Annotated in this window: 20 protein-coding genes; 9 read left to right on the top strand and 11 right to left on the bottom strand. The window is 68.7% G+C overall.

Features of this window, described 5'->3' with window-relative positions; all coding sequences use genetic code 11:
• Positions 1–673 precede the first annotated feature (673 nt).
• Both ACXAID_RS17285 and ACXAID_RS17280 read left to right on the top strand, forming a co-directional pair.
• Positions 674–2,857, top strand: a complete 2,184-nt coding sequence (locus tag ACXAID_RS17285; RefSeq protein ID WP_475023430.1) for an arylsulfatase — start codon at positions 674–676, stop codon at positions 2,855–2,857.
• Between the two features lie 211 nt (positions 2,858–3,068).
• Positions 3,069–3,773 (top strand): DUF3159 domain-containing protein, encoded by a 705-nt coding sequence (locus ACXAID_RS17280; protein ID WP_475023429.1) that lies wholly within the window; start codon positions 3,069–3,071, stop codon positions 3,771–3,773.
• An 88-nt stretch (positions 3,774–3,861) separates the two neighbouring features.
• Here the strand turns inward: ACXAID_RS17280 and ACXAID_RS17275 are convergent, their stop codons facing one another.
• The 6 genes from ACXAID_RS17275 to ACXAID_RS17250 form a co-directional block, all read right to left on the bottom strand.
• Positions 3,862–4,869: a VWA domain-containing protein gene (locus ACXAID_RS17275; RefSeq protein ID WP_475023428.1), complete on the bottom strand. Its 1,008-nt coding sequence runs from the start codon at positions 4,867–4,869 to the stop codon at positions 3,862–3,864.
• Between the two features lie 30 nt (positions 4,870–4,899).
• Positions 4,900–5,820 carry a DUF58 domain-containing protein gene (locus ACXAID_RS17270; protein ID WP_475023432.1) on the bottom strand — a complete coding sequence of 307 codons (921 nt, stop codon included), beginning with the start codon at positions 5,818–5,820 and terminating at the stop codon, positions 4,900–4,902.
• A gap of 130 nt (positions 5,821–5,950) precedes the next feature.
• On the bottom strand, positions 5,951–7,099 hold the full coding sequence (moxR1, locus tag ACXAID_RS17265; RefSeq protein ID WP_475023427.1) for a chaperone MoxR1: 1,149 nt from the start codon (positions 7,097–7,099) through the stop codon (positions 5,951–5,953).
• 175 nt (positions 7,100–7,274) lie between these two features.
• On the bottom strand, positions 7,275–7,961 hold the full coding sequence (gene ripB, locus ACXAID_RS17260) for an NlpC/P60 family peptidoglycan endopeptidase RipB (protein ID WP_475023431.1): 687 nt from the start codon (positions 7,959–7,961) through the stop codon (positions 7,275–7,277).
• Positions 7,961–9,391, bottom strand: a complete 1,431-nt coding sequence (ripA, locus tag ACXAID_RS17255; RefSeq protein WP_475023426.1) for an NlpC/P60 family peptidoglycan endopeptidase RipA — start codon at positions 9,389–9,391, stop codon at positions 7,961–7,963. Before ripA ends, ripB begins: the two co-directional genes overlap by 1 nt.
• A gap of 236 nt (positions 9,392–9,627) precedes the next feature.
• The gene (locus ACXAID_RS17250) at positions 9,628–10,167 is read right to left on the bottom strand and encodes an Rv1476 family membrane protein (protein ID WP_475023425.1); all 540 of its coding nucleotides are present in this window, start codon (positions 10,165–10,167) and stop codon (positions 9,628–9,630) included.
• A 197-nt stretch (positions 10,168–10,364) separates the two neighbouring features.
• On the opposite strand from ACXAID_RS17250, the gene ACXAID_RS17245 reads away from it, so the two are divergent.
• Both ACXAID_RS17245 and ACXAID_RS17240 read left to right on the top strand, forming a co-directional pair.
• Complete coding sequence (locus ACXAID_RS17245; protein ID WP_475023424.1) at positions 10,365–13,211, top strand: aconitate hydratase; 2,847 nt, start codon at positions 10,365–10,367, stop codon at positions 13,209–13,211.
• Positions 13,212–13,231: 20 nt separating this feature from the next.
• Positions 13,232–13,795, top strand: coding sequence for a TetR/AcrR family transcriptional regulator (locus tag ACXAID_RS17240; protein WP_475023423.1), 564 nt, complete (start codon positions 13,232–13,234; stop codon positions 13,793–13,795).
• 3 nt (positions 13,796–13,798) lie between these two features.
• Here the strand turns inward: ACXAID_RS17240 and ACXAID_RS17235 are convergent, their stop codons facing one another.
• Positions 13,799–13,987, bottom strand: a complete 189-nt coding sequence (locus tag ACXAID_RS17235; protein WP_475023422.1) for a helix-turn-helix domain-containing protein — start codon at positions 13,985–13,987, stop codon at positions 13,799–13,801.
• Positions 13,988–14,060: 73 nt separating this feature from the next.
• Positions 14,061–15,698: an ABC-F family ATP-binding cassette domain-containing protein gene (locus tag ACXAID_RS17230; protein ID WP_475023421.1), complete on the bottom strand. Its 1,638-nt coding sequence runs from the start codon at positions 15,696–15,698 to the stop codon at positions 14,061–14,063.
• Between the two features lie 217 nt (positions 15,699–15,915).
• Between ACXAID_RS17230 and ACXAID_RS17225 the strand changes: the two genes are divergently transcribed.
• From ACXAID_RS17225 to ACXAID_RS17210, 4 genes are all read left to right on the top strand, one after another.
• Positions 15,916–16,845: an ATP-binding cassette domain-containing protein gene (locus ACXAID_RS17225; protein WP_475023420.1), complete on the top strand. Its 930-nt coding sequence runs from the start codon at positions 15,916–15,918 to the stop codon at positions 16,843–16,845.
• Entirely contained in the window at positions 16,842–17,582 is a 741-nt protein-coding gene (locus ACXAID_RS17220) for an ABC transporter permease (protein WP_475023419.1), read from the top strand. The genes ACXAID_RS17225 and ACXAID_RS17220 overlap by 4 nt, the downstream gene beginning before the upstream one ends.
• A complete protein-coding gene (locus ACXAID_RS17215) occupies positions 17,579–18,343 on the top strand; it encodes an ABC transporter permease (protein WP_475023418.1) in 765 nt (254 codons plus the stop codon). Before ACXAID_RS17220 ends, ACXAID_RS17215 begins: the two co-directional genes overlap by 4 nt.
• 85 nt (positions 18,344–18,428) lie before the next feature.
• A complete protein-coding gene (locus ACXAID_RS17210) occupies positions 18,429–21,074 on the top strand; it encodes an alpha/beta fold hydrolase (protein ID WP_475023417.1) in 2,646 nt (881 codons plus the stop codon).
• On the opposite strand, the gene ACXAID_RS17205 is transcribed toward ACXAID_RS17210, so the two are convergent.
• Both ACXAID_RS17205 and trxA read right to left on the bottom strand, forming a co-directional pair.
• Complete coding sequence (locus ACXAID_RS17205; protein ID WP_475023416.1) at positions 21,037–21,897, bottom strand: enoyl-CoA hydratase; 861 nt, start codon at positions 21,895–21,897, stop codon at positions 21,037–21,039. The two genes, ACXAID_RS17210 and ACXAID_RS17205, sit on opposite strands and share 38 nt — an antisense overlap.
• A 23-nt stretch (positions 21,898–21,920) precedes the next feature.
• The gene (trxA, locus tag ACXAID_RS17200; RefSeq protein WP_475023415.1) at positions 21,921–22,283 is read right to left on the bottom strand and encodes a thioredoxin; all 363 of its coding nucleotides are present in this window, start codon (positions 22,281–22,283) and stop codon (positions 21,921–21,923) included.
• 134 nt (positions 22,284–22,417) lie between these two features.
• Between trxA and ACXAID_RS17195 the strand changes: the two genes are divergently transcribed.
• Positions 22,418–22,963 (top strand): MmyB family transcriptional regulator, encoded by a 546-nt coding sequence (locus tag ACXAID_RS17195; protein ID WP_475023414.1) that lies wholly within the window; start codon positions 22,418–22,420, stop codon positions 22,961–22,963.
• 9 nt (positions 22,964–22,972) lie between these two features.
• Here ACXAID_RS17195 and ACXAID_RS17190 read toward each other — a convergent pair.
• Positions 22,973–23,442, bottom strand: a 470-nt coding sequence (locus tag ACXAID_RS17190) for a hypothetical protein (RefSeq protein WP_475023413.1), incomplete at its 5' end; no start/stop codon positions are given.

Below are 23,442 nucleotides of genomic sequence, written 5' to 3'. Positions count from 1 at the left end.
CCGGCGCACCAGGCCCGGGAATCCTCCCCGGCCCAGGCCTACCAGGGCCGCCACCACGCCGGATGTGCGAACCGGGAATCATCATTCCCGACTGCGACCCAGGACTCGGCACCGGCGCACCAGGGCCGGGAATCTTCTGACGTGGATGTGCGGCGGAGCGGCGGTTCGGTGGCCAAAGCAGAATGCAGCCGCCCCGCCCGCTCGGCATCCGCGCATACCGACTGCGGTGATATGTACTCTGCAGCAACCGATCACGTTGAATCGTCGGCTCCGCAAGATGGGGCCCGGACCGATGGCGGACGTACCGAAGAGCTCTCCGCTCCCCGCCTGGTCGACGGTCTGGAATGCACCCTTGCGCACTTTGTAGTCATCCGGCTACGCTTGCCGACAGCTTCAGTAGTCATATGACTACACGATGGTATGCAGGCGTCGCGGTTGCGGTCCGAGATGCCCGGCCGTACCTCGGTGTCGGTCGTTCGGCAGCCGAGTCGTGGAGATCCCGCCGCACTGTGCAGACACCGCGGTGGACCGTCGCTGTTCTGCCCGATGGGAAATCGACAGCGGCGCCACAGATTCGAGCGGCATCCAGACCCAGTGCACGACGGAGACGAAGATCGAAGGGAACAAGACAGTGCCAGAGACGGTAGGGTCGCGCGGGCGCCCGAATGTGGTGATGATCGTTCTCGATGATCTCGGCTTCGCTCAACTCGGCTGCTTCGGTTCCGACATCCAGACCCCGGCCATCGACAGGCTCGCCTCTGCTGGACTGCGCTACAACTGCTTCCACGTCACCGCCTTGTGCTCACCGACGCGGGCGGCGCTGCTGACCGGCCGCAACCACCACGCCGTCGGAATGGGGTTCCTCGCCGATGCCCCGACGACCGATCCCGGATACACAGCCCGACTACCGCGGACGGCAGCGGCACTGCCCCGGCTCCTGCGCGACGCGGGCTACAGCACGATGGCTGTCGGCAAGTGGCATCTCACACCGCGTGGGGAGCGCAGCGTCGCAGGGCCTTTCGACCGGTGGCCGCTCGGAGTGGGCTTCGAGCGCTACTACGGTTTCCTGCGGGGTGACACCAACCAATGGGCCCCTGAACTGGTGCGCGACAATTCGTTCGTCGAAGCACCGACGCGGCCCGAAGACGGCTACCACCTCACCGAAGACCTCGCAGACGAGGCGATCGCCATGATGCTCAACCAGCAGGCCAGCGCCCCCGGCAAGCCGTTCTTCCTGTACTTCGCTCCTGGCGCCATGCACGCACCGCACCACGTCGAGCGAGTGTGGGCCGACGCCTACCGCGGACGGTTCGATCAAGGGTGGGAGGCGTGGCGCGAGGCCACCTTCGCTCGTCAACTCGAAACCGGTGTGGTTCCGTCCGGCACGGTGTTGACCGAACGCCCGCCCTGGGTGCCGGATTGGCGGGATCTGACTCCGGACGAACGCCGCTTCTCCGCGCGAACCCACGAGGTCTACGCCGGGTTCCTCAGCCACACCGACGCCCAGATCGGTCGACTCATCTCCGCGCTCGAGCGGGTCGGTCAGCTCGACAACACCCTGATCATGGTGATGTCGGACAATGGGGCCAGCGCCGAAGGCGGAGTCAACGGCACCGTCAACGAGCATCGCTTCAGCCATCGGGTACGAGATGACCTGCGGGACAATCTGGCCCATCTCGACCAGTGGGGCGGCCACCACAGCTATCCGCACTATCCGTGGGGCTGGGCGTGGGCCGGCAACACCCCGTTCCGGCTGTGGAAGCGCTATACCTGGCTCGGCGGTACCCGCGTCCCGCTGATCGTGCATCATCCGGAGCGAATCCGAGATGCCGGTGCGATTCGTCACCAATTCAGTCACGTCATCGATCTGGCCCCAACAGTTCTCGACGTGTGCGCAGTGGCCGCGCCCAGTGAGCTCGACGGCGTGCCCCAGATGCCGTTGCATGGTGCCAGCTTGACGGAGACCTTCGCCGACGCGGACGCGCCCGACCCGAGGACCAGACAGTACTTCGAGATGCTGGGATCCCGCGCGATTGTCGCCGAGGGCTGGAAGGCCACCACCGATCACATCTGCGCCGGTGTCGCCGACGAGGAAGAACTGATGACGGGCAGCCGCGATTTCGACACCGACCAGTGGGCGCTGTTCCGCCTCGGTGAGGACTTCTCCGAGGCCCACGACATCGCCGAACAGCACCCCGAGGTGCTCGAGTGGCTCCGCGGTCTCTGGATGGACGAAGCTCAACAGCACCACGTTCTTCCGCTGGCCGATTCACTGATTTCGCGTGTCGCTTCTGCCGCTGTACTTCCCGAGTACCCGCCCCAGCCCAGGGTCGTGCTGTACCCAGACGGTGGTCCGGTCTCCGACGAGGCCCTGCCACTGTTGGTCGGTGGCGGCCAGATCGTCGCCGAGGTCGAGGCCACCGGCATAGCCCAGGGCGTCTTGTTCGCGCTCGGCGACTGCAACGGTGGTCTGGCGGTGTACGCCGTCGCGGCTCAACTCTCGGCAGCCGTGGTGTTACCCGGCGCCGCAGTGAATGTCACTGCCGAACATCCGATCTCGCCAGGCCGCCATCTTCTCGGGTGCCGCCTGAAACCCGCTGGGCAGCACGGCTCGGTGGTCGAGCTGCTCGTCGACGGCTCCGTTGCCGGCAGCGCCACGGTCAACGCCGGGCTGCCGATCGCCTGGCAGCACGGCGGAACGCGGCTGACCCTCGGCTATGCGCGCGGACTGCCCGTCACCGACGACTACGTGCCACCTTTCGCCTGGAACGGCACCCTGCACACCGTACGCGTGGAGGGCAGCGCGGGTCTGCCGCCGTCGCTGCAGGAGACGATCACATCACTGCGCGTCGACTGACATCCGATCCCCGCGTCACCGAGCGATCCGACACGTCCGTGAGCCAAGGAACTGAGATGAGAACAACGAAGTACGCCCGCCGCGTTCCCAAGGATGCACCGAGGTGGACATCGCCGGAACCAGAGACCAGCACCGCACCCCATACCGGCCCTCACCCGGCGGTCGGCTGCCGGTCGAGGGCCCACCCTCTGATCGCAGATGTGACGACGCCGTGACCGAACCACCGCGCAGCGCAGACCGTCGCCAGCCGTCGTCGCCTGCCCCGGAGGTCGCACACGCACCGGCGGTGCCTCCCACCCGGAGCGCGATCGTCGCCCAGATCCGCCCCCTGGTGCTGGATGTCACCCCGGCGCTGACGTTCACGCTGGTCTATGCGACCACCCGAGAGGTGGGGCTGGCCGTCACGCTCGCGCTGACGGTCGGCGTTGTCGTGCTGTCCATCCGGTTGGTGCAACGCAAATCGCCCTGGCTGCCGGTCGGCGCGTTGACCATGGTCAGTGCCGGTGCGCTGATGGCCACGCTGAGTGGATCCGCCGAGGCATTCTTCCTCCCCAAGATCATCCTGCAGGCCACGACGGCGACCGTCAGTGCGGTGCTGCTCGCAGCCGGCTATCCCATAGTCGGTGTCGTGTTGGGCCTGGTCCGCCGCGAGGGGCTGGCGTGGCGACGATGCCAGCGGGCATTGCGGGCGTGCCGGGCTGCCAGCGCCGCCCTGCTGGCATCATCGCTGCTGGTGCTCTCGGTGAATATCCCGCTCTACCTCGCCCACAACGCCGTCGCACTGGGTGTTGTCGACGTCGTCCACCCGATCGTCAAGGCGATCGGGGCGCTGATCGCATGGCGCCTCTATGCGGCTCGCCTGCGCGGGCATCATTGCGCACCGGCATGCCGCGGAGTCGAGATACCGGTGACGTGATTGCCGAACAATCGTTCTGGGCGATCTCTCCCAGGCGCCACCGCTCTCGACAGTCGTCTCCGCCACTGCCGGCCGGCAGCACCCGCTACTAGTTGGGCAGGCGCCGGTTGATCAGCAACGCGCCCAGCGCCGCGACAGCCAGTACCAGCGCGCCCAGTCGCAGCCAACCCACGCTGGCGTCGCCCTTGATGGTCTCGTAGCCGATCTGCTCCTGCAGATCGGTGAAGACGGCCTTGAGCTGCTCGAGACTGGAGGCGGTGAACGCCTCGCCGCCGGAGAGCTCGGCGATCTTGGCCAGCATCTCGTCGTCGACGGGCACCGGCTGGCGCTGCTCGTTGATCTCGACGTAGCCGTAGGGCGTTCCGAACGACACCGTCGAGATCGGCACCCCCTGGTCCTTGGCGGTGCGAGCCGCGGTGTAGGCGCCCTTCGGGTTGTCCGGGTTCGACGGCACGGTCTCCTTACCGTCGGACATCAGCACGATGCGTGCCGGCGGCGGTTCGTCGCCGCCGCCGATGACTGCGCCGACGGTGGCGATGGCCTGCAGCGCGGTGAAGATCCCCTCACCGGTGGCGGTGCGGTCGGCCAGCTGCAGCTTGTCGATCGCGTTCTTGGTCGCCTCACGATTGGTGGTGGGAGACACCAGCACCGTCGCTGTTCCCGCATACGAGATCAGGCCGAGATTGATGCCCGGGGTGAGCTGATCGGCGAACTGTTTGGCCGCCTCCTGCGCGGCCGCAAGCCGGTTGGGGGCGACGTCGGTGGCCCGCATCGACTGCGAGACGTCCATCACCAGCATGACCACCGCGCGGTTGCGCGGAATGCGGACGTCGTGGGTGGGGCCGGCCATCGCGATGGTGAACAGGACCATCGATGCGACGAGCAGGATGGCCGGCAGGTGCCGAAAGCGATTGGGCCGCTGCGGGGCGACGCTTTCCAGCAGCTCCATGTTGGCGAATCGCAACATCCGCTGCTGGCGGGCCACCTGCACGATGATGTAAAGCGCGATCAACCCGAGGACGACCAGGAAGAACAGGAAGAACCAGGGGTGTTCGAAGCCTGTCAGAGACATCGGGCCGAAGAACGGTAAAGTCATCTGCTACTTGTCATTTCGTTGATCATCTGCTCATCGGGCCGCAGCCAGCGCGCCGCGCCGGCGACTCGCGACGAAACGGACCACGTCGGCGATCCAGTCGCGGTCGGTCCGCAGGGTCAGCAGTGGAGCGTCACACCGGCGCAGTGTGCGCGCGACCTCGGCGCGGTGCGCCGCCGCCGCGCGCTCGAAGTCACTGCGCAGCTGCTCGTCGATGGTGAACTCGCGGGTGCGGCCGGTCTCGGTGTCCTGCAGGATGACATCACCGACCGGCGGGAGTTCGATGTCACGCGGATCGAGCACCTCGATGCCGAGCACCTCGTGCCGCCCGGAGATGGCGCGCAGCGGGCGCATCCAGTCGATCGGCCCCAGGAAATCGCTGATGATCACGGCCATCCCGCGTCGGCGTTCCGGCCTGCGCAGCGCGTCGATCGCGGCCGCGAGGTCCCCGCGCACTCCCATCGGCGCCCGCGGAGTGGTCGCGATCGCCCGCAACAACTCCTGTTCGTGCATCCGGCCCGACAGGGCGGGCACCCGGCGCATGGTGTCACCGTTGGAGATGATCGCGCCGAGACGGTTGCCGCCACCGCTGTTGAGGAAGGCGATGGCCGCTGCGGCCGCCACGGCCAGATCGCGCTTCTCACAACCGGCGGTGCCGAAGTCCAGGCTGGACGACACGTCGACCACCAGCCATGTCTCCAACTCCCGGTCGGCGATCATCTGACGAACGTGCGGGGTGGTGGTCCGCGCCGTGACCGACCAGTCCATCCGGCGGACGTCGTCGCCGGGCTGATAGGTCCGCGACTCCCCCGGCTCGGATCCCGGGCCCGGCAGCAGACCCAGATGATCCCCGTGCAGCACGCCGTCGAGCTTGCGCCGCACCGTCAGTTCGAGTTTGCGTAACGCCGCGGTCAGGGCCGGATCCCGGATCTCCCCGCGCTGCAGCGAGGGCAGGTCGACTCCGCGCGAGGAACCGGTGGCGGCCGATTCAGAGGGTCCGGCGGATCGGGACGGGCCGGAGGACCCGGAAGACTTGCCGGAAGACTCGGAGGACGCCGTCACGGGGTGCGCCGCCTACGCATCCTCAGCGCCCGCCCGCCGCGGCCGCCGCCGGAACCCCGGGGGGCGCCGAATGGCCTTGCTGCGGAATGGCGTTCACCTGGGGCAGCGCAACCGTCTGCATGATGCGGCTGATCACCGTCTCCGAGGAGACCTCGTCGGCCAGCGCGTCATAGGTCAGCACCAGACGGTGACGCAGCACGTCCGGGATGATCTCGACGACGTCCTGCGGGATGACGTAGTCGCGGCCGCGGATCAGCGCCAGCGCGCGCGAGGCAGCGATGATGCCCAGCGATGCGCGCGGGGAGGCGCCGTAGGCGATCCACGCCTGGGCGTCGGGCATGCCGAACTTCTCCGGCTCGCGGGTGGCGGTGACGATGCGCACCACGTAGTCGACCAGCGCGTGATGCACGAACGTGTTGGCGGCGAGGTCCTGCAGCCGCAGCAGATCGCCGGTGCCGAGGATGCCCTTGGGCTCCGGCGGCTTGACGCCCATCCGGTAGATGATCTCGCGCTCCTCCTCCGGTGAGGGGTAGCCGACGTTCAGTTTGAACAGGAAGCGGTCGCGCTGGGCTTCGGGCAGCTGGTAGACGCCCTCTTGCTCGATCGGGTTCTGGGTGGCCATCACCAGGAACGGGCTGGGCAGCGGAAACGTCTTGCCACCGATGGAGATCTTGCGCTCGGCCATCACCTCGAGCAGGGCCGACTGGACCTTGGCCGGAGCACGGTTGATCTCGTCGGCGAGCAGGAAGTTGGCGACCACCGGGCCGAGTTCGATGTCGAACTCCTCTTTGCCCTGACGGTAGATCCGGGTGCCGATGATGTCGGTCGGAACCAGGTCGGGGGTGAACTGGATGCGGGCGAAGGTGCCGCCGACGACCTTGGCGAAGGTCTCCACGGCCAGCGTCTTGGCCACCCCTGGTACGCCCTCGAGCAGCACGTGGCCCTTGGCGAGCAGCCCGACCAGCATCCGCTCGACCAGCTGATCCTGGCCCACGATGATTCGCTTGACCTCGAAGATGGCCCGCTCGAGAGTGTGTACCTCGCTCTGCAGTCCGCCGTTGTTCTGCGCGGGCGCGGCCGGCGCGGCGTGCGCACCTGCGGCGTAGCCGGGCGCCGGGGCCTGTCCGGGAAATCCTCCAGAGCCCTGCGGCGGCCCACTCGGTGCGGTCATCAACGTTCCTTCCACATGCGCAGTACCTACAGGTCTGTGCGGCGCGAGCCGCTCATGGCCACGCGCTCGCCGTCAACTATTCCAGGCGGTTCGAAATCCGTCGACGTCGCCCACGGCCGCGCGCGGCGCGCCCCACCCTTTCACCGATGGTGCTCAGGTTGGGTTCAGGACACGCTCAGGTTTCGATAATGCGGGCCGCATAGGGCTGCAGGCCGGCCGTGCGCACCGGACTCACGGTCACCTGGCCGGCGCTGCCGGAGGACTCCAGCATCTTTCCGCCGCCGAGGTACATCGCGACGTGCTGGCTGCCGCCCGGACCCCAGAACAGCAGGTCCCCTCGCTTGGCCTGGGAGACGGGAACCTTGCGTCCGGTGTCGTACTGGTCGCCGGAGTACTTCGGGATCAGGACGCCGACGCCGGCGTAGGAGAACTGGGTGAACCCCGAGCAGTCGAAGCCGACGGTGTTGGCGCCGGAGTCGATCCCCCGGCTCGGGCCGGAGGGTTTGCCGCCGCCCCAGGAATAGGGCACGCCCATCTGACTACCACCGCGCCGGATGGCGTATTCGATGGCGGCCGGCCCCCGCACGCTTCCGGGTGCCACATTGACGGCGTCCGGCGGCACCAATCCGATGGTCTGCAGGAACTTGCGCCCGAGACCCATGGTGACCTCGGTGGCCTGTGCGGTGGCCGCCAGTGACGCGTTGGCGATGGCCAGCGGATCGCCGGGGGCGCCGGCGCTGATCAGCTTGGGCAGCGTGGGATCCCACTGGCCGGCTTCGGGCTGGGCCGATGCCGGCGCGACGGGGCCCAGTGCCACGCCTGCCGCGGCAACGAGGGCGATGACGAAACGGCGCAGGGTGATCACCACTCGATCATTCGGACGGCGTACGGCGTCATTCCGCTGGTGCGCACCGGCGAGATCTTGACCACCGAACCGGTGTAGGGCGCCTCGAGCATCTGGTTGTTGCCCAGGTACATCGCGACGTGCTGGCTACCGTTGGGACCCCAGAAGAGCATGTCGCCGCGGCGCATCTGCGAGGACGGGATCTTGCGGCCGGCGTTGTACTGCGAACCCGAGTAGTGGTCGAGTTTGATCCCGGCGCCGGCGAACATGTAGAGCATCAGCCCGGAGCAGTCGAACCCGACGGTTCCGGCGCCGTGGTCGATGCCGCGGCTGGGCCCGGAGGCGTTTCCACCGCCCCACGAGTAGGGCACGCCGAGCTGCGACATGCCGCGCCGGATCACGAACTCGGTCGCCTGCGGGCCGGCCGTGACCGGGATCGCCCCGTTGGTGATCCCCGTCTCGGTGGGCAGCAACCCGATGCTCTGCATGAACTTGCGGCCCAGGTTCTGGGTCACCTCGAGCGAGGTGGAGATGATCAGGATCACCGCGTTGATGATCTGGATCGGGTCACCGCTGACGAATGCGCTGGGGATCTGGGGCAGGGTCATGTCCCAGGCGGTGTCACGGTTGCCGGTGGCCGGGTCGACGTCCCAATCCGGGTTGACGCCACCGGGTTTGGCCGGCGACGGTGCGCCCGAGGCGCCGGTGCCGGGCGCGGCGGCCGCGGGACGGGCCGGACCGGCCGACCCGCTCGGCGCGGCCAGTGTGCGGGCTTCCTCGAGTTTGGCCTGGGCCTGTTCGCGCTCGGCGGTGAGCCGGTCGAGTTCGACCTGCTGCGTCTTGAACGTCTCCTGGGCGTCGGTCAGCGCGTCGACGGCGTCGCGCTGACTGCTCTCGGCGGCGGTGACGGCCTCGTCGGCCTGCTGCTTGGCCAGCCGCGCCGCCGACTCCTTGTTGACCTGTTCAGTGCGTGCCTGCTGCAGATCCGACATCACCTGGCGGGAGCTGATCGCCAATGTCTCACCGGCGGCGGCGGTCTGGAGGATGTCGGCGGGGTCGGAGGCCATCACGTAGGAACTGGACGGACCGTTGACGTACATCGCCGCGGCGAAGGTGTCGAAGCGCTGCTGGGCGTCGGCGATGGCGGTGTTGGCGTGCTCGACACGCTCGGCGCTGGCGTCGACCTCCTGCTGGGCCTCCGATGCGGTGTCCCGCGCCGTCTTGACGTCCAGGATCGCCTTGTTGACGCTCTCCTGCTGGGTCTGGATCGCGGCGCCGAGGTCCTGCAGTTGCTGGTTGACGTTGGCGACCTCGGTGACGAGTTCGGCCAGGTCGTCGGGGCTGGCCGGCTGCGCCTGGGCGAGGCCGGGTGTCGTCACGACCAGGCTGAAGGCCAGGGAAGCGGCGCACAGCCGCGAAGCGGGGGCGCCGCCAGGGATGCGTCTCATCCGACTCAAGTCTCCTAAGGCTCCACGCGAACGTGTCGGAAGATTCTCCGGCGCCTGACCACAGAAGTCACAAGGACCACACAAGTCACATGTAGAACAACTGCATCATCAGCCGCCGATTGCACCGTACGTCACATCTAACGCTAAAGGAACTTTAGTAACGAACTACAACAATGTAATTGCTTTTCGCGTTATCAAACGGTGATGTTTGAATTTGCGCAGCGAGCGGGAAGTCTCTAATCGTCGCTGGTGGACGCTGCGCTGGGGCCGGTAGCCCGTTTGCCCCATTTCTGCAGCGCGCGGGTAGCCACGACCCCGAGAATCGTGGCGAAAATGAGCACAATCGTGAATGGTGTCCACGGAAAGTCCGGGGTCGTCAGCTCCCCCACGAAATTCGTCGAGGACTGCACCGGGTTGCCCGTCTCGGCCAGGTCCTCGCCGGCCTCGAGGTCCACCCGATCGAACTCTGTGCTGTAGGTCCCGGCGTAGGACGGGCTCATCGCCAGTACCGTCGAACCCGGGTTGGCCTGACCCACCTCGGTGGCGATGTCGCGAAGCGGCGTGTCGATCGGCGGGTTGTAGTCGATGGCGACGATCTTGAGGTCGATCCCCTGTTCGCGGGCCGCCTCGATGATCTGACGCAGAGCGGGCACGTCTGCCTGGTAGGCCGGCGCGACGCTGATCCCGTCGTCGGACACATCGGCCTGCACCTGATCCATGTCGATATCGGGCGGGATGTACCCGGGCAGGAAGCCGATGGACTGCACTCCACTCACACGCGCACCCTAGCCGACCCCCGGACCAAGGCGGCGCAGACACGTTCGGAAGGCGGGTACCCGTTGAAGTGGCACCAGCAGCGGCCAGCGACAAGACTGAAGGACACCCTGGGATTAATTACAGGACAAGCGTACTGTTAGGGTGAGAACGCCGCCGACACAGCCCGTCGCGGCGATGAATACAGCCGGGAGTTGATGTGAGCACCAAGAATTCATCCGTGAACTCGTTCGGAGCACGCGACACGCTCGAGGTCGGAGCCAACAGTTACGAGATCTACCGCCTCGACGCGGTGCCCGGCACCGAGAAACTCCCCTACAGCCTCAAGGTGCTCGCCGAGAACCTGCTGCGCACCGAGGACGGCGCCAACATCACCAAGGATCACATCGAGGCGATCGCCAACTGGGATCCGAGCGCCGAGCCGAGCATCGAGATCCAGTTCACCCCGGCCCGCGTGCTCATGCAGGACTTCACCGGCGTGCCGTGCGTGGTCGACCTGGCCACCATGCGCGAGGCGGTCTCGGCGCTGGGCGGCGACCCGGAGAAGGTCAACCCGCTCTCGCCCGCCGAGATGGTCATCGACCACTCGGTGATCCTCGACGTGTTCGGCAGCGCCGACGCCTTCGAACGCAACGTCGAACTGGAATACGAGAGAAACGGCGAGCGCTACCAGTTCCTGCGCTGGGGCCAGGGCGCGTTCGACGACTTCAAGGTCGTCCCGCCGGGCACCGGCATCGTGCACCAGGTGAACATCGAGTACCTGGCCCGCGTGGTCATGGTGCGCGATCGAGCGGGCGAAGATGGGGCGGGAAAGATCCAGATGGCCTATCCCGACACCTGCGTGGGCACCGACTCGCACACCACCATGGAGAACGGCCTCGGCGTGCTGGGCTGGGGCGTCGGCGGCATCGAGGCCGAGGCGGCCATGCTGGGGCAACCCGTCTCGATGCTCATCCCCCGTGTCGTCGGGTTCAAACTGACCGGAGAGATCAAGCCCGGGGTCACCGCCACCGACGTGGTGCTCACCGTCACCGACATGCTGCGCAAGCATGGTGTGGTCGGCAAGTTCGTCGAGTTCTACGGCAAGGGTGTGGCCGAGGTCCCGCTGGCCAACCGCGCGACGCTGGGCAACATGAGCCCCGAATTCGGTTCCACCGCTGCGATGTTCCCGATCGACGAGGAGACCATCAACTACCTGCGCCTGACCGGCCGCACCGAGGAGCAGCTGGCGCTCGTCGAGGCCTACGCCAAGACCCAGGGCATGTGGCACAACCCGGACAAGGAACCGGTCTTCTCCGAATACCTCGAGCTCGACCTCGGTGACGTGGTGCCGTCGATCTCCGGACCCAAGCGCCCGCAGGACCGTATCGAGCTCTCCGACGCGAAGAACGCGTTCCGCAAGGACATCCACAACTACGTCGAGGAGAACCACCCGGCCCCGGAGACCAAGCTCGACGAGGCCGTCGAGGAGTCCTTCCCGGCCAGCGACTCGGTGTCGTTGTCCTTCGCCGACGACGGCGCGGTCGACGCGCGCCCCTCGGCGGCCAACGGTTCACACGGCAGGCCGAGCAAGCCGGTCAGCGTGAAGTCCGCCGAGCGCGGCGACTTCGTGCTCGACCACGGCGCGGTCGTGGTCGCCGGCATCACCTCGTGCACCAACACCTCCAACCCGTCGGTGATGCTGGGTGCGGCGCTGCTGGCCAAGAAAGCCGTCGAGAAGGGGCTGTCCACCAAGCCGTGGGTGAAGACCAACATGGCGCCCGGCTCCCAGGTGGTCACCGACTACTACAACAAGGCCGGCCTGTGGCCGTATCTGGAGAAGCTCGGCTACTACCTGGGCGGCTACGGCTGCACCACGTGCATCGGCAACACCGGCCCGCTGCCCGAGGAGATCTCGGCCGCGATCAACGACAACGACCTGTCGGTGACCGCGGTGCTGTCCGGCAACCGCAACTTCGAGGGCCGCATCTCCCCCGATGTCAAGATGAACTACCTGGCCTCCCCGCCGCTGGTGATCGCCTACGGCCTGGCCGGCACGATGGACTTCGACTTCGAGACCGACCCGCTGGGCCGGGACTCCGACGGCAACGACGTGTTCCTCAAGGACATCTGGCCCACGCCGGCCGAGATCCAGGAGACCATCGCCTCCTCGATCAACCGGGAGATGTTCAGCGACTCCTACGCCGATGTCTTCAAGGGCGACGAGCGGTGGCGCTCCCTGCCGACGCCGGAGGGCAACACCTTCGAGTGGGACGACGCCTCGACCTACGTGCGCAAGGCGCCCTACTTCGAGGGCATGCCCGCAGAGCCGGAGCCGGTCAGCGACATCAAGGGTGCCAGGGTCCTTGCCCTGCTGGGAGATTCGGTGACCACCGACCACATCAGCCCGGCCGGAAGCATCAAGAAGGGCACCCCGGCCGCGCAGTACCTGGAGGCCAACGGCGTACAGCCCAAGGACTTCAACTCGCTGGGGTCGCGCCGCGGCAACCACGAGGTGATGATCCGCGGCACCTTCGCCAACATCCGGCTGCGCAACCAGCTGCTCGACGACGTGTCCGGCGGCTACACCCGCGACTTCACCCAGGATGGTGCGCCGCAGGCGTTCATCTACGACGCCTCGGTGAACTACCAGAAGGCCGGCATCCCGCTGGTCGTGCTGGGCGGCAAGGAATACGGGTCCGGCTCGTCGCGGGACTGGGCTGCCAAGGGCACCACGCTGCTGGGTGTGCGCGCGGTCATCACCGAGTCCTTCGAGCGCATCCACCGGTCCAACCTGATCGGCATGGGCGTCATCCCGCTGCAGTTCCCGGCCGGGGAATCCGCGGCTTCGCTGAAGCTCGACGGAACCGAGACCTACGACATCGCCGGCATCGAGGAGCTCAACAACGGCAAGACCCCGAAGACCGTCAAGGTGACCGCCACCAAGGAGGACGGATCGAAGGTCGAGTTCGACGCGGTGGTACGGATCGACACCCCCGGTGAGGCCGACTACTACCGCAACGGCGGCATCCTGCAGTACGTGCTGCGCAACATGCTCAAGTCGTAGAAGTCGGTCGGGCTCAACCCATGCCACGGGTCACCGAGGATCATCTGGCGGCCCGTCGTCGCCAGATCCTCGACGGTGCTCGCCGGTGTTTTGCCCGGTACGGGTACGAGAGCGCGACCGTGCGACGGCTCGAGGAGACCATCGGGCTGTCGCGCGGCGCAATCTTCCACCACTTCCGCGACAAGGACACCCTGTTCTTCGAGTTGGCTCGCGAGGACGCCGAACGGATGGCCGACGTCGCCGCCCGTGAAGGGCTGATCCAGGTGATGCGCGACCTGCTCGCCGCGCCGGATCAGTTCGACTGGCTGGCGACCCGGCTCGAGATCGCGCGGAAGCTGCGCAACGATCCCGCTTTCAGCAGTGGCTGGGCCGAGCGTTCGGCGGAGTTGTCGGCCGCCACGGCCGAACGGCTCCGGCGCCAGAAACAGGCCGGCCGGTTACGCGACGACGTGCCCGGTGACGTGCTGCGCACCTACCTGGAGCTGGTGCTCGACGGATTGGTGGCCCGGCTGGCCTCCGGCGACGATCCCGAGAAGCTCGGAGCCGTCCTCGATCTGGTCGAGGATTCGGTGCGTCAGCGGTAGCGGCTACATCCTGCGACGGTGGTTGGGCCCGCCCCGGCTGCGCATCGCGGTGCCCGACTCGCGGAGCAGGCTGTGCACCGATCCGTAGGAACGGCCGGTGGACGCGGCGAGGTTGCGGATGCTCGCCCCGCGTTCATAGGCACTACGAAGCTCGGTGAGCAACTGGTCCCTCGACTGGCTGTCCTTCGTCATCAACGCCTCCCGGAGTCTGTGCCGACTCCACGCATACCCACGGGATCAGCCGTTGACACCTCCGCGGAGACGGTCAGGCGAGCTCGATGAGGTCGCGGTACTCCTCGGACCAGAAGTCCTCGGTGCCGTCGGGCAGCAACACCACCCGCTGCGGGTCGAGGGCCTCGGCCGCACCCGGGTCGTGGGTCACCAGCACCACGGCGCCGACGTAACTGCGCAACGCGTCGAGAACCTGCTCGCGCGAGGCCGGATCGAGGTTGTTGGTCGGCTCGTCGAGCAGCAGCACGTTAGCGGTGGAAGCAACCAGACCGGCCAGGGCCAGCCGCGTCTTCTCGCCGCCGGACAGCGTGCCCGCGAGCTGATCGAGCTGCGCGCCGCTGAACATGAACGCTCCGAGCAGCCCGCGCAGGTCCTGCTCCCCGGTGTCGGGCGCGGCGTGGCGGATGTTCTCCCACACCGTGGTTCCGTTGTCGAGAGTGTCGTGCTCCTGCGCGAAATAGCCGACCTTGCAGCCGTGCCCCGGCTCCAGCGCGCCCGCCTCCGGAATCTCGACACCGGCGAGCAACCGCAACAACGTCGTCTTTCCCGCGCCGTTGAGGCCCAGTACGACGACCCGTGAGCCGCGGTCGATCGCCAGATCGACCCCGGTGAAGACCTCCAGTGAGCCGTAGGTCTTGGTCAGCCCCTTGGCCATCAGCGGCGTGCGTCCGCAAGCGGCAGGCGTGGGGAACTTGATCCGGGCCACCTTGTCGGCCACCCGTTCCTCGTCGAGGGCAGCCATCATCCGGTCCGCCCTGCGCAGCATGTTCTGCGCGGCAACGGCTTTGGTGGCCTTGGCGCCCATCTTGGCGGCCTGGTTGCGCAGCGCGCCGGCCTTGCGTTCGGCATTGGCGCGTTCGCGGCGCCGCCGGGCCTCGTCGGTGGCGCGGGCGTCGAGGTACTTCTGCCAGCCCATGTTGTAGACGTCGGCCTCACCGCGCACCGCATCCAGGAACCAGACCCGATTGACGACGTCGGCCAGCAACTCGACGTCGTGGCTGATCACCACCAAGCCGCCGGTGTGGTTCTGCAGAAACGTCCGCAGCCACCCGATCGAGTCGGCGTCGAGGTGGTTGGTCGGCTCGTCGAGCAGCAGCGTGGTCTGCGAACTGGATCCGCCGCCGGCGCCCTCGCTGGCGGCGAACAGGATCCTGGCCAGCTCGACCCTGCGCCGCTGACCGCCGGAGAGCGTGCGCAGCGGCTGGGTCAGCACGCGTTCGGGTAGGCCCAGGCTCGCGCAGATCCGCCCCGCCTCGCTCTCGGCGGCGTACCCGCCGAGCGCGGCGAACCGCTCCTCGAGCTGGCCGTAGCGCCGCACCGCCTTGTCGCGGGCCGCATCGTCGGCCACCTCGGCCATCAGGACCTGCTGCTTCTCCAACTCGGCGAGCAGGGTGTCGAGGCCGCGGGCCGAGAGCACCCGGTCGCGGGCCAGCATGTCCAGGTCGCCCTCACGCGGGTCCTGGGGCAGATAGCCGACCTCACCGGAGCGGGTGACGGTCCCGGCGTAGGGCTCCCCCTCGCCTGCCAGGATGCGCATCGTGGTGGTCTTGCCGGCGCCGTTGCGCCCCACCAGCCCGATCCGGTCGCCGGGCTGCACGCGCAGCGCCGACCCTTCGGTGGCGAGCAGCGTGCGCGCCCCGGCGCGGACCTCGAGGTCCGTTGCGGTGATCACGCTGACCCTCCCGGCGAGACTTCATGAAAAACCGGGCGCGGCGATGACGCGCCCGTAGCTGATTCCCCCCAGGTTAGTGCGCGCGCCCGACCCGGCGCCAACTCATTGTCGGCCCCCGGGACGCCAAGCTTAGGAGAGGTTAACCTAAGCTCTGTTCGGGTTCGGGCCGCGCACGGCGTCCGGACCACCCCCTGTCCCCGGCGAGGAAGGAGATCCGGTGATCGAGCTGGATCGCCTGTCCAAGTCCTACGACGGCGTAACCGCACTGCACGAGGTCAGTCTGACCGTCCCCACCGGCTCGGTCCTGGGCCTGCTGGGCCACAACGGTGCGGGCAAGACCACCACCGTGCAGATCCTGTCCACCCTGATCCGCCCGACCTCAGGACGCGCGCTCGTCGCCGGTTTCGACGTCGCCACCCAGGCCAGGCAGGTCCGTCGCCGCATCGGCGTGACCGGCCAGAGCGCCTGCCTCGACGATTTCCTGACCGGCCACGAGAACCTCATGCTGTTCGGCCAGATGCGCGGCCTGCGCCGCCGGGCCGCCCGGGCGCGTGCCGGCGAACTGATCACTCAGTTCGAGCTCGAGCACGCCGCCAACCGCCCGGTGGGAACGTATTCCGGCGGGATGAAACGCCGCGTCGACATCGCCGCGGCGCTGGTGGCGCGTCCGGAGGTGCTGTTCCTCGACGAGCCGACCACCGGACTGGACCCGCGCAGCCGCCGCCAGGTGTGGGAACTGGTGGCCACGCTGGCCGCCGACGGCGTCACCGTGCTGCTGACCACGCAGTACCTCGAAGAAGCCGACATCCTCAGCGATTCGATCGTCATCCTCGACGCCGGCAAGGTGGCGGCGAGCGGGACGGCCGAGCAACTCAAGGCGCAGACGGGTGCGACCTACTGCCAGATCACCCTGGTCCACACCGCCGACGTAGCCCGGGTGGCAGCCGCGCTGGCCGCACTCGACGAGGTCGATGCCGATGAGCAGTCCAACACGGTGTCGGTGCGCGCCCGCAGCGGTGTCGGCACCCTCGCCGAGGTGATCCGGCGAACGGATCAGCTCGGTGTCGAACTGATCGACGTCTCGCTGCGCAAACCCACCCTCGACGAGGTGTTCCTGCACCTGACGCCGACAGCAGCGGGGCGGTGACCGCACTCACCGCGCTGACCGGGCGGATGATGCGGATCTCGGCGCGCGATTTCGATCTGGCCATCGGGGTGCTCGCTCCGGCGGCGGCGCTGATCGGCGTCAATCTGGCGTTGCGCCACGTCATCGACACCGGCGAGCTGAGCTATGTCGACTATGTGTTGCCCGGCATCATCGTGCAGGCCATGCTGCTGGGCGCGGTGACCACCGCCGACCGGGCCGCCTGGGAGGAGGTCACCGGCTTCGCGGTCCGGCTGCGCACCCAGCCCATGTCGGTGTTCACGCCGATGGCCGCGCGCCAGCTCTACTGCCTGGTGCGAGGATGCCTCGCCCTGGCCGCGACCATCGGTGCCGCCCACCTGTTCGGCGGCCACCTGCCCGGCCGATTCGGCGACGTGGTCGCCTTCCTGTCGATCCCGCTGATCCTCACGATCGCGCTGTCGCTGGCAGGCGATGCGGTGGGTACCGCGATCGCCAGGTTCGGCGCCGGACAGCTGCTGCTGGTGCCACAGCTGATCCTGGTCCTCGTCTCGACGGCGCTGGCACCCGCCGAGTCGTTCCCCGACTGGGTGCAGCCCTTCGTCCGGCACCAACCGGTTTCCCAGATCGTGGACACGCTGCGCGACCTGGCGCGGGATTCGGTCGGCGCCGCCGACCTCGCCGCCGCGCTGGCCTGGTGCGCGGGGTTGCTGGTCGGGTTCGGAGTGATCGCGGCCTACCTGCAGGGACGGCGCCGATGAGACCTGCCCTGGTACTCGCCGAGCGCAACATGAAGCACTGGCGGCGCCACCCGCTGGTGCCGGTACAGGCACTACTGCTGCCCACGCTGCTGCTGTTGACCTACGACCTCGTGGTCAGCAAGTCGATGGTGCAGTTGACCGGCGGCGACAACCTGTCGGCCCTCGTTCCGATGTGCACCGTGGCCGGCGCCATGACCGCCGCGATCGGAACCGGCTTCCAGATTCCCGCCGAACGCGACAGCGGCCTGATGAGCAGCCTGTGGGTGACGCCTGTGCCCCGGGGCGTGTTCCTGGCCGGCACGCTGCTGTCCGAAACGCTGCGGACCGTCGCGGCCGGCGGGATCATCCTGCTGGTCGGCATGGTGCTCGGGCTGCGCTTTCACGGGGGCTGGTTCGCCGTAGCGATCTTCCTGGCCATTCCCGCGCTGGTCGTCGCGGTGTTCTCCGCGGTGGTGGTCACCGTGTCGGCGCGCACCCGCAGCACCGCGTTGCTCACCCTGTTGGGAAGCTCGGCGATCGGGTTGGCCTTCTGCACCGGCGGCGTCGCCCCCGTGGAACTGTTCCCCAGCTGGATCCAGCCGGCGATCCGGTTGCAGCCCCTCACTCCGGTCGTGGATGCCATGCGTGCGCTCGCCGAGGGCGAGCCGGCCGGAGCGTCGCTGCTGGCCTGCGCGGCCTGGCTGTTCGCCCTGACCGCCGTCTTCGGGCCGCTGGCGGTCCGCGGCTACCGGGCCGCCGCACAGTCCGGCGGCACCGGCTAGCGTATTAGGTAAAGCTAGGCTAACCTGCCCCAGCGGCCGGTGGTCCGGCCGGGCTCTTCAGTCACCAGCGATAGGACGACACCGCATGGACCGTTTCAGAGGCAAGGTCCTGGCAGCGGGAGCCGTCACGCTCGGAGGGGCGGTCGCCGCCGTCGGTCTGCGGAATCGGTACGCCGGACGCCCACCGGCGAGGACGGCGGCGCCGGCACCTGCCGGCTCCGCGCAACCACCCGTTCCCGCCGAGCACCCGCTGGACCATCCGTCGGTGGCGGCTCACTTCGAGGCCACCGCCCGACGCCACCCGGATCGCGTCGCGCTGCGCACCGGGACCGGACAGGTGACCTACGCAGAGCTGCTGGCCGGGGCCCGGTCGATGCGGGCAGCCGCCCCGGCCCCGTCCGGCAGGGCCCAGGCCGCGCTGATCCCCGCACCGCTGGACCCGGTCACCGTGTGCACCGTGCTGGGCCTGTTCGCCGGGCCCACCACCGTCGTGACCATCGACCCGGACCTGCCGGCCAACCGCATCGCCACGATCACCGAGGTGCTGCGCGAACACGACATCCGGGTGGTGCCGGTGTCCCTCCCGGCCGGCATCGGCCCTGTCGGCGAGCAGGCCGGCGAGCCGCTCGGCGGCACCCGCGGACCGCTCGACGTCACCAGCATCCAGTTCACCTCCGGCTCGACCGGCGTGCCGAAAGCCGTCTGGCACACCAACGGCCTGTGGCTGGCCGACGCGCAACTGCTCAACGAGCGGTTCGGCCTGGCCGACGGACGCACAGTCGCGCTGTGCATGCCCATCAGCTTCGCGGGCGGACTCAACGTCCTGCTCGGCTCCCTGATGGGCGGCGCCGAGATCGTCGGCATCGATCCGCGCGAACACAGCGGACCCCAGGCGTTCTCCCGCCTGCAAGCCTCCGGGGCCGAAGCGATCGCCTGCACACCATCATTCGTCGACGCCCTGCACCGCGCCGCCGCCGGGGCCACCCTGCCGGGGGTGCAACGGCTGATCACCACCGGCGAACCGATGCAGGTGCGCCACGTGCGACTGGCCCGCGAGCTGGCACCCAACGCGACCGTCACCAACTGGGTCGGCTCGACCGAGACCCTGGCCATCGCCAGCTTCGACATCGCCCCCGCCGCGCCGCTGCCCAGCGGCGTCGTCCCGGTCGGGATTCCCGCCCCCCACAAACGGGTCGATCTCGGCCCCGACGCGACGGTCTCGATCACCTCCCGCTACCTCGGCCCGGGCTACCTCAACGCCGGATCGTTCCCCTCGGCGTTCGTCGACAACGCCGACGGCACGACGACCTACACCGGCGGCGACATCGGGCGCTGGGATCAGCATCAGAACCTGGTGTTGTCCGGTCGAGCGGACAACACCGTGAAGGTCCGCGGCTACCTGGTCGAACCCGCCGAGGTCGAGGCGGCACTGTCGGCCTACGACGACATCCGCGAGGTCGCCGTGCTCGCCCACAGCGGGTCCGGCGTCGCGCCTGTCCCCGCCCTGGCCGCCTACGTCGCGCCCAGCACCACCGCGCGGACTCCGTCGGTCGCCGACCTGCGCGCCCGGCTGCACCGCGACCTGCCGGCATGGATGGTGCCCGCCCACATCGAGATCCTGACCGCACTGCCCCGCGGCGACCGGGGCAAGGTCGACCGATCGGCGCTGCCCGAACCCTCCGGTCCGGGTTTCGAACCCGCCCGCGACCGGTACGAATCCACCGTCGCGCAGCTGTGGTCGGAGGTGCTGCGGGTCGACCGGGTCGGCCGCCGCGACAGCTTCTATGCCCTGGGCGGCGACTCCCTGGCTGTGACGCAGATGCTGGTGGAGCTGCGCAACGCACACGGCATCCATCTCACCCCCTCCGATCTCGCGTGCGCGCCGACCGTCGCCGACTTCGCGCGACGGCTGGCCCCCGGATCCCACAGCGACCCGGCCCACCCCGGCCTGCGACCCACCACCGTGGTGTTGCGGCCGGTGTCCACGGACACCGAGGAAAAGCCGCTGTTCTGCTACACCGGTGCGGGCGCCTCGGCACTGTGTTTCCTGCCGCTGGCCGAGCGGGTCGGACCCCACACCCCGGTGTACGCCTTCGAACCCAACGGGCTGAACCCGAACACGTTCCCCGACTGGTCGATCGCCCGCGCCGTCCGGCGGCACCTGACCGACCTGCGCCGCGTCCAGCCGCGCGGGCCCTACACGCTGATCGGGCACTCACTGGGTGCCCACATCGCGCTGGAGACCGCCCGCCTGCTCGAGGCCGAAGGCCAGGACGTCGACATGGTGGTGATGCTGGACCCGTGGCTGTCGCCCCGGGTGGCACACCACGCGCGCAACGAGGTACCGGGTGCCACCGTCACCCTGCAGACCGATGATGCCAACGGGTTACGGACCTGGTGGGAGCGCCAGCGAACGGTGCCGCTGGCGGGGCTGATCCTCAACGACTATGCACGCAAGACCCGTGCCGTCGAAGAAGTCGGAATGATCGCCGGCTACCGCCACGAGCCCCAGCCGTGGGCCGGGCGCGCGCTGCTGATGCTCAGCCACCTCAACGCCGACGACCCGCGGCTGTGGCGGCGCATCCTGACCGGAGAGCTGCACACCCACGTCCTGGACTGCGATCACCACTCGATGGTGCGCACACCGCACATCGACACCGTTCTCGAAGCGATCACCGCCGCCCGCACCGACCTCAGCTCGTCGGCCGCGGTGCTGGCTTGTCGTCGGTGAACACCGGCGCCCGCCGCTGCGCACGCGCGGCGACCGCCTCCTCGAAGTTCTCGGTGAGCAACCGGACGAACAGCTGACCGAGCCCCTCGGCCTGCATATGCCCCTCCAGGCTGGACGCGTCCAGCCCACTCCACAGCGTGCGCTTGGTCAGCTCGACCCCGGGCCGGGAGAACTGCGCGATCCGCTCCCCCATCTGCACGCACACCTCGAGCAGTTCCTCGCCCGGGACCGCACGCGAGACCAGCCCGATCCGCTCGGCCTCCGCGGCACTGACATCGCGACCGGTCAGCATCACCTCGAAGGCGCGTGAGGTGCCGATCGCGCGCGGCAGCAGATACGACAACCCCAGCTCGCTGGCGGTCAGACCGTTGTTGATGCCGGCGGCCCGGAAGTAGGCGTCAGCGGCCGCGACCCGGATGTCGCAGGCCAGCGCCAGGCACAGACCGCCGCCGATGGCGGCGCCGTTGACCGCGGCGATGACCGGCTGGTGCATCTTGCGCAGCGCCAGGATGACCTCGTCGAGAACCTTCATCGAGCGCAGCGCGAACGTGGGCCGGGTCAGCCCGTCGATGTGCGGCACCGCGCCGGCCGACTTGTGATCCGCCCCCGACGAGAATCCACGCCCGGCCCCGGTCAGCACGACTGCGCGCACCGAGTTGTCGTAGGTCAACTCGTCGAGGGCCGCCTTCAACGGCACCATGACGTCGAAGGCCATCGAGTTCATGCGCTCGGGCCGGTTGAGGGTCACGACCGCCACGTGCTCACTGGGGCGGTCGACGAGGACCAACGACGCGGAATTCTGCTGCTCGGTCACGCCCAGCACGCTAGCGGGCGCGCCGCGCGGCGTTACTCCTGCCCGTTCTCCTGGGCGGCGATCGCGGCGTCGATGTCGAATTCCTTGACCTTCTGGACAAGGTCCTCCAGCGCCGCGGGCGGAAGAGCGCCGGCCTGGTTGAACACCAGCTTGCCCTTCTTGAACGCCATCAGGGTGGGGATGGAACGGATGTCGGCAGCCGCGGCGAGCTGCTGCTCGGCCTCGGTGTCCACCTTGGCGTACACCACGTCGGGGTGCTGCTCCGACGAGGCCGCATAGGTCGGTGCGAACTGCTTGCACGGGCCGCACCAGGATGCCCAGAAATCGACGAGGACGATCTCGTTCTCGGTGACGATGTCGTTGAACTGTTCAGCGGTGATGTCTCGAGTAGTCACATGTCGGTCAACGAGCGCGCCCGGTGTGATGTTCCCCCAGCCGGCGTCGAATCGGCGGGCACCTGCCGCACCGCCCCCCGATCGGCCGATGTGGTCAGCGCGGCGTAGGCACGCAACGCGGTCGACACCGGCCGGTGACGCCGGCGCGGGCCGAACCCGCCGCGCTCGAGCAAAACCTCGCGCCGGCCCACATCCAGCGGCTGCTCGACGAACTCACCGGCCGCCCCGCCTACGCCCTGGCCGCCGACTGGACGATCACCGGCTGGAACAGCGCCTACGCCGCGCTGTACCCGAACGTGGCGCGCGTCGCCGCCGAGGACCGCAACCTGCTGTGGCTGGTCTTCACCGACCCGTCGGTGCGCGATCTGCTCGACGACTGGGAGATCACCAGCCGGCGGTTCCTGGGCGAATTCCGCGCCCAAACCGCCGCCGCGCTCGGCGATCCCCGGATCACCGCGCTGGTCGCGCGCCTGCGGGCCGCCAGCGCGGAGTTCCGCGCCGGCTGGGACGGCCACCCGGTCGCCGGGTTCGAGTCCCGGGAGCGGATCTTCCACCACCCCGGCGCCGGACGGCTCCGGCTCGAGCATCACCAGCTGCGGCCCTCGGACCGGCCGGATCTGCAGCTGGTCGTCTACACGCCGCTCGACGACCCGACCCGCGCGGTGTTCGCCGGCTGGTGAGCCCGCGACCTACCGGTATTCGGCAGCGCTCCCGTTCGTTTCAATCCTGCCGCGCTCGAAGAAGGCGAGGATGTCCGAGGTGAGCGCGTCGGCGCCGGACCCAGGGTCCAGCGGGTGCAGCGCCCCGAACGGGGCGTTCCAGAACGCGCCGGTGCGCTGCTGCCACGGACCGACGTACGCGTAGGGCATCGGGTGTCCGTCGTCGCCGGGAGAGACGCCGTAGTTCACCTCGTCGGCGCTGACGGCCACATCGAAGTGCTCGGGCCACAACACCGGATGCTGCCCGGGCAGGAATCGTTCGAGAGCCCGCCATCCGGCGTGCAGACTGCGGTAGAGCAGGTCGGCCGCGCCGGCGTCGATGTCGAGCACGGTGTCGCCGGGCAGGGCGTCGTCGAGTTCGTAGACGCCCTCCGGCGGACCGGTCTGCAACCCGGCGGTCCGGCCCAGCGCCGCCAGCGGGCCGGCCAGGGCCGCCGCGC

The organism is Mycobacterium sp. ABE4_509 (genome assembly GCF_056160785.1).
The sequence above is the reverse complement of the archived record's forward strand: the minus strand, read 5'-3'. Positions and strand labels throughout refer to the sequence as shown.

What these genes read in the sequence shown, in the direction of transcription:
- ACXAID_RS17285 (WP_475023430.1), top strand. Translation starts at nt 674, where the DNA reads ATGATCGTTCTCGATGATCTCGGCTTCGCTCAACTCGGCTGCTTCGGT.
- ACXAID_RS17275 (WP_475023428.1), bottom strand. Translation starts at nt 4,869, where the DNA reads ATGACTTTACCGTTCTTCGGCCCGATGTCTCTGACAGGCTTCGAACAC.
- moxR1 (WP_475023427.1), bottom strand. Translation starts at nt 7,099, where the DNA reads ATGACCGCACCGAGTGGGCCGCCGCAGGGCTCTGGAGGATTTCCCGGA.
- ripA (WP_475023426.1), bottom strand. Translation starts at nt 9,391, where the DNA reads ATGAGACGCATCCCTGGCGGCGCCCCCGCTTCGCGGCTGTGCGCCGCT.
- ACXAID_RS17240 (WP_475023423.1), top strand. Translation starts at nt 13,232, where the DNA reads ATGCCACGGGTCACCGAGGATCATCTGGCGGCCCGTCGTCGCCAGATC.
- ACXAID_RS17235 (WP_475023422.1), bottom strand. Translation starts at nt 13,987, where the DNA reads ATGACGAAGGACAGCCAGTCGAGGGACCAGTTGCTCACCGAGCTTCGT.
- ACXAID_RS17215 (WP_475023418.1), top strand. Translation starts at nt 17,579, where the DNA reads ATGAGACCTGCCCTGGTACTCGCCGAGCGCAACATGAAGCACTGGCGG.
- ACXAID_RS17210 (WP_475023417.1), top strand. Translation starts at nt 18,429, where the DNA reads ATGGACCGTTTCAGAGGCAAGGTCCTGGCAGCGGGAGCCGTCACGCTC.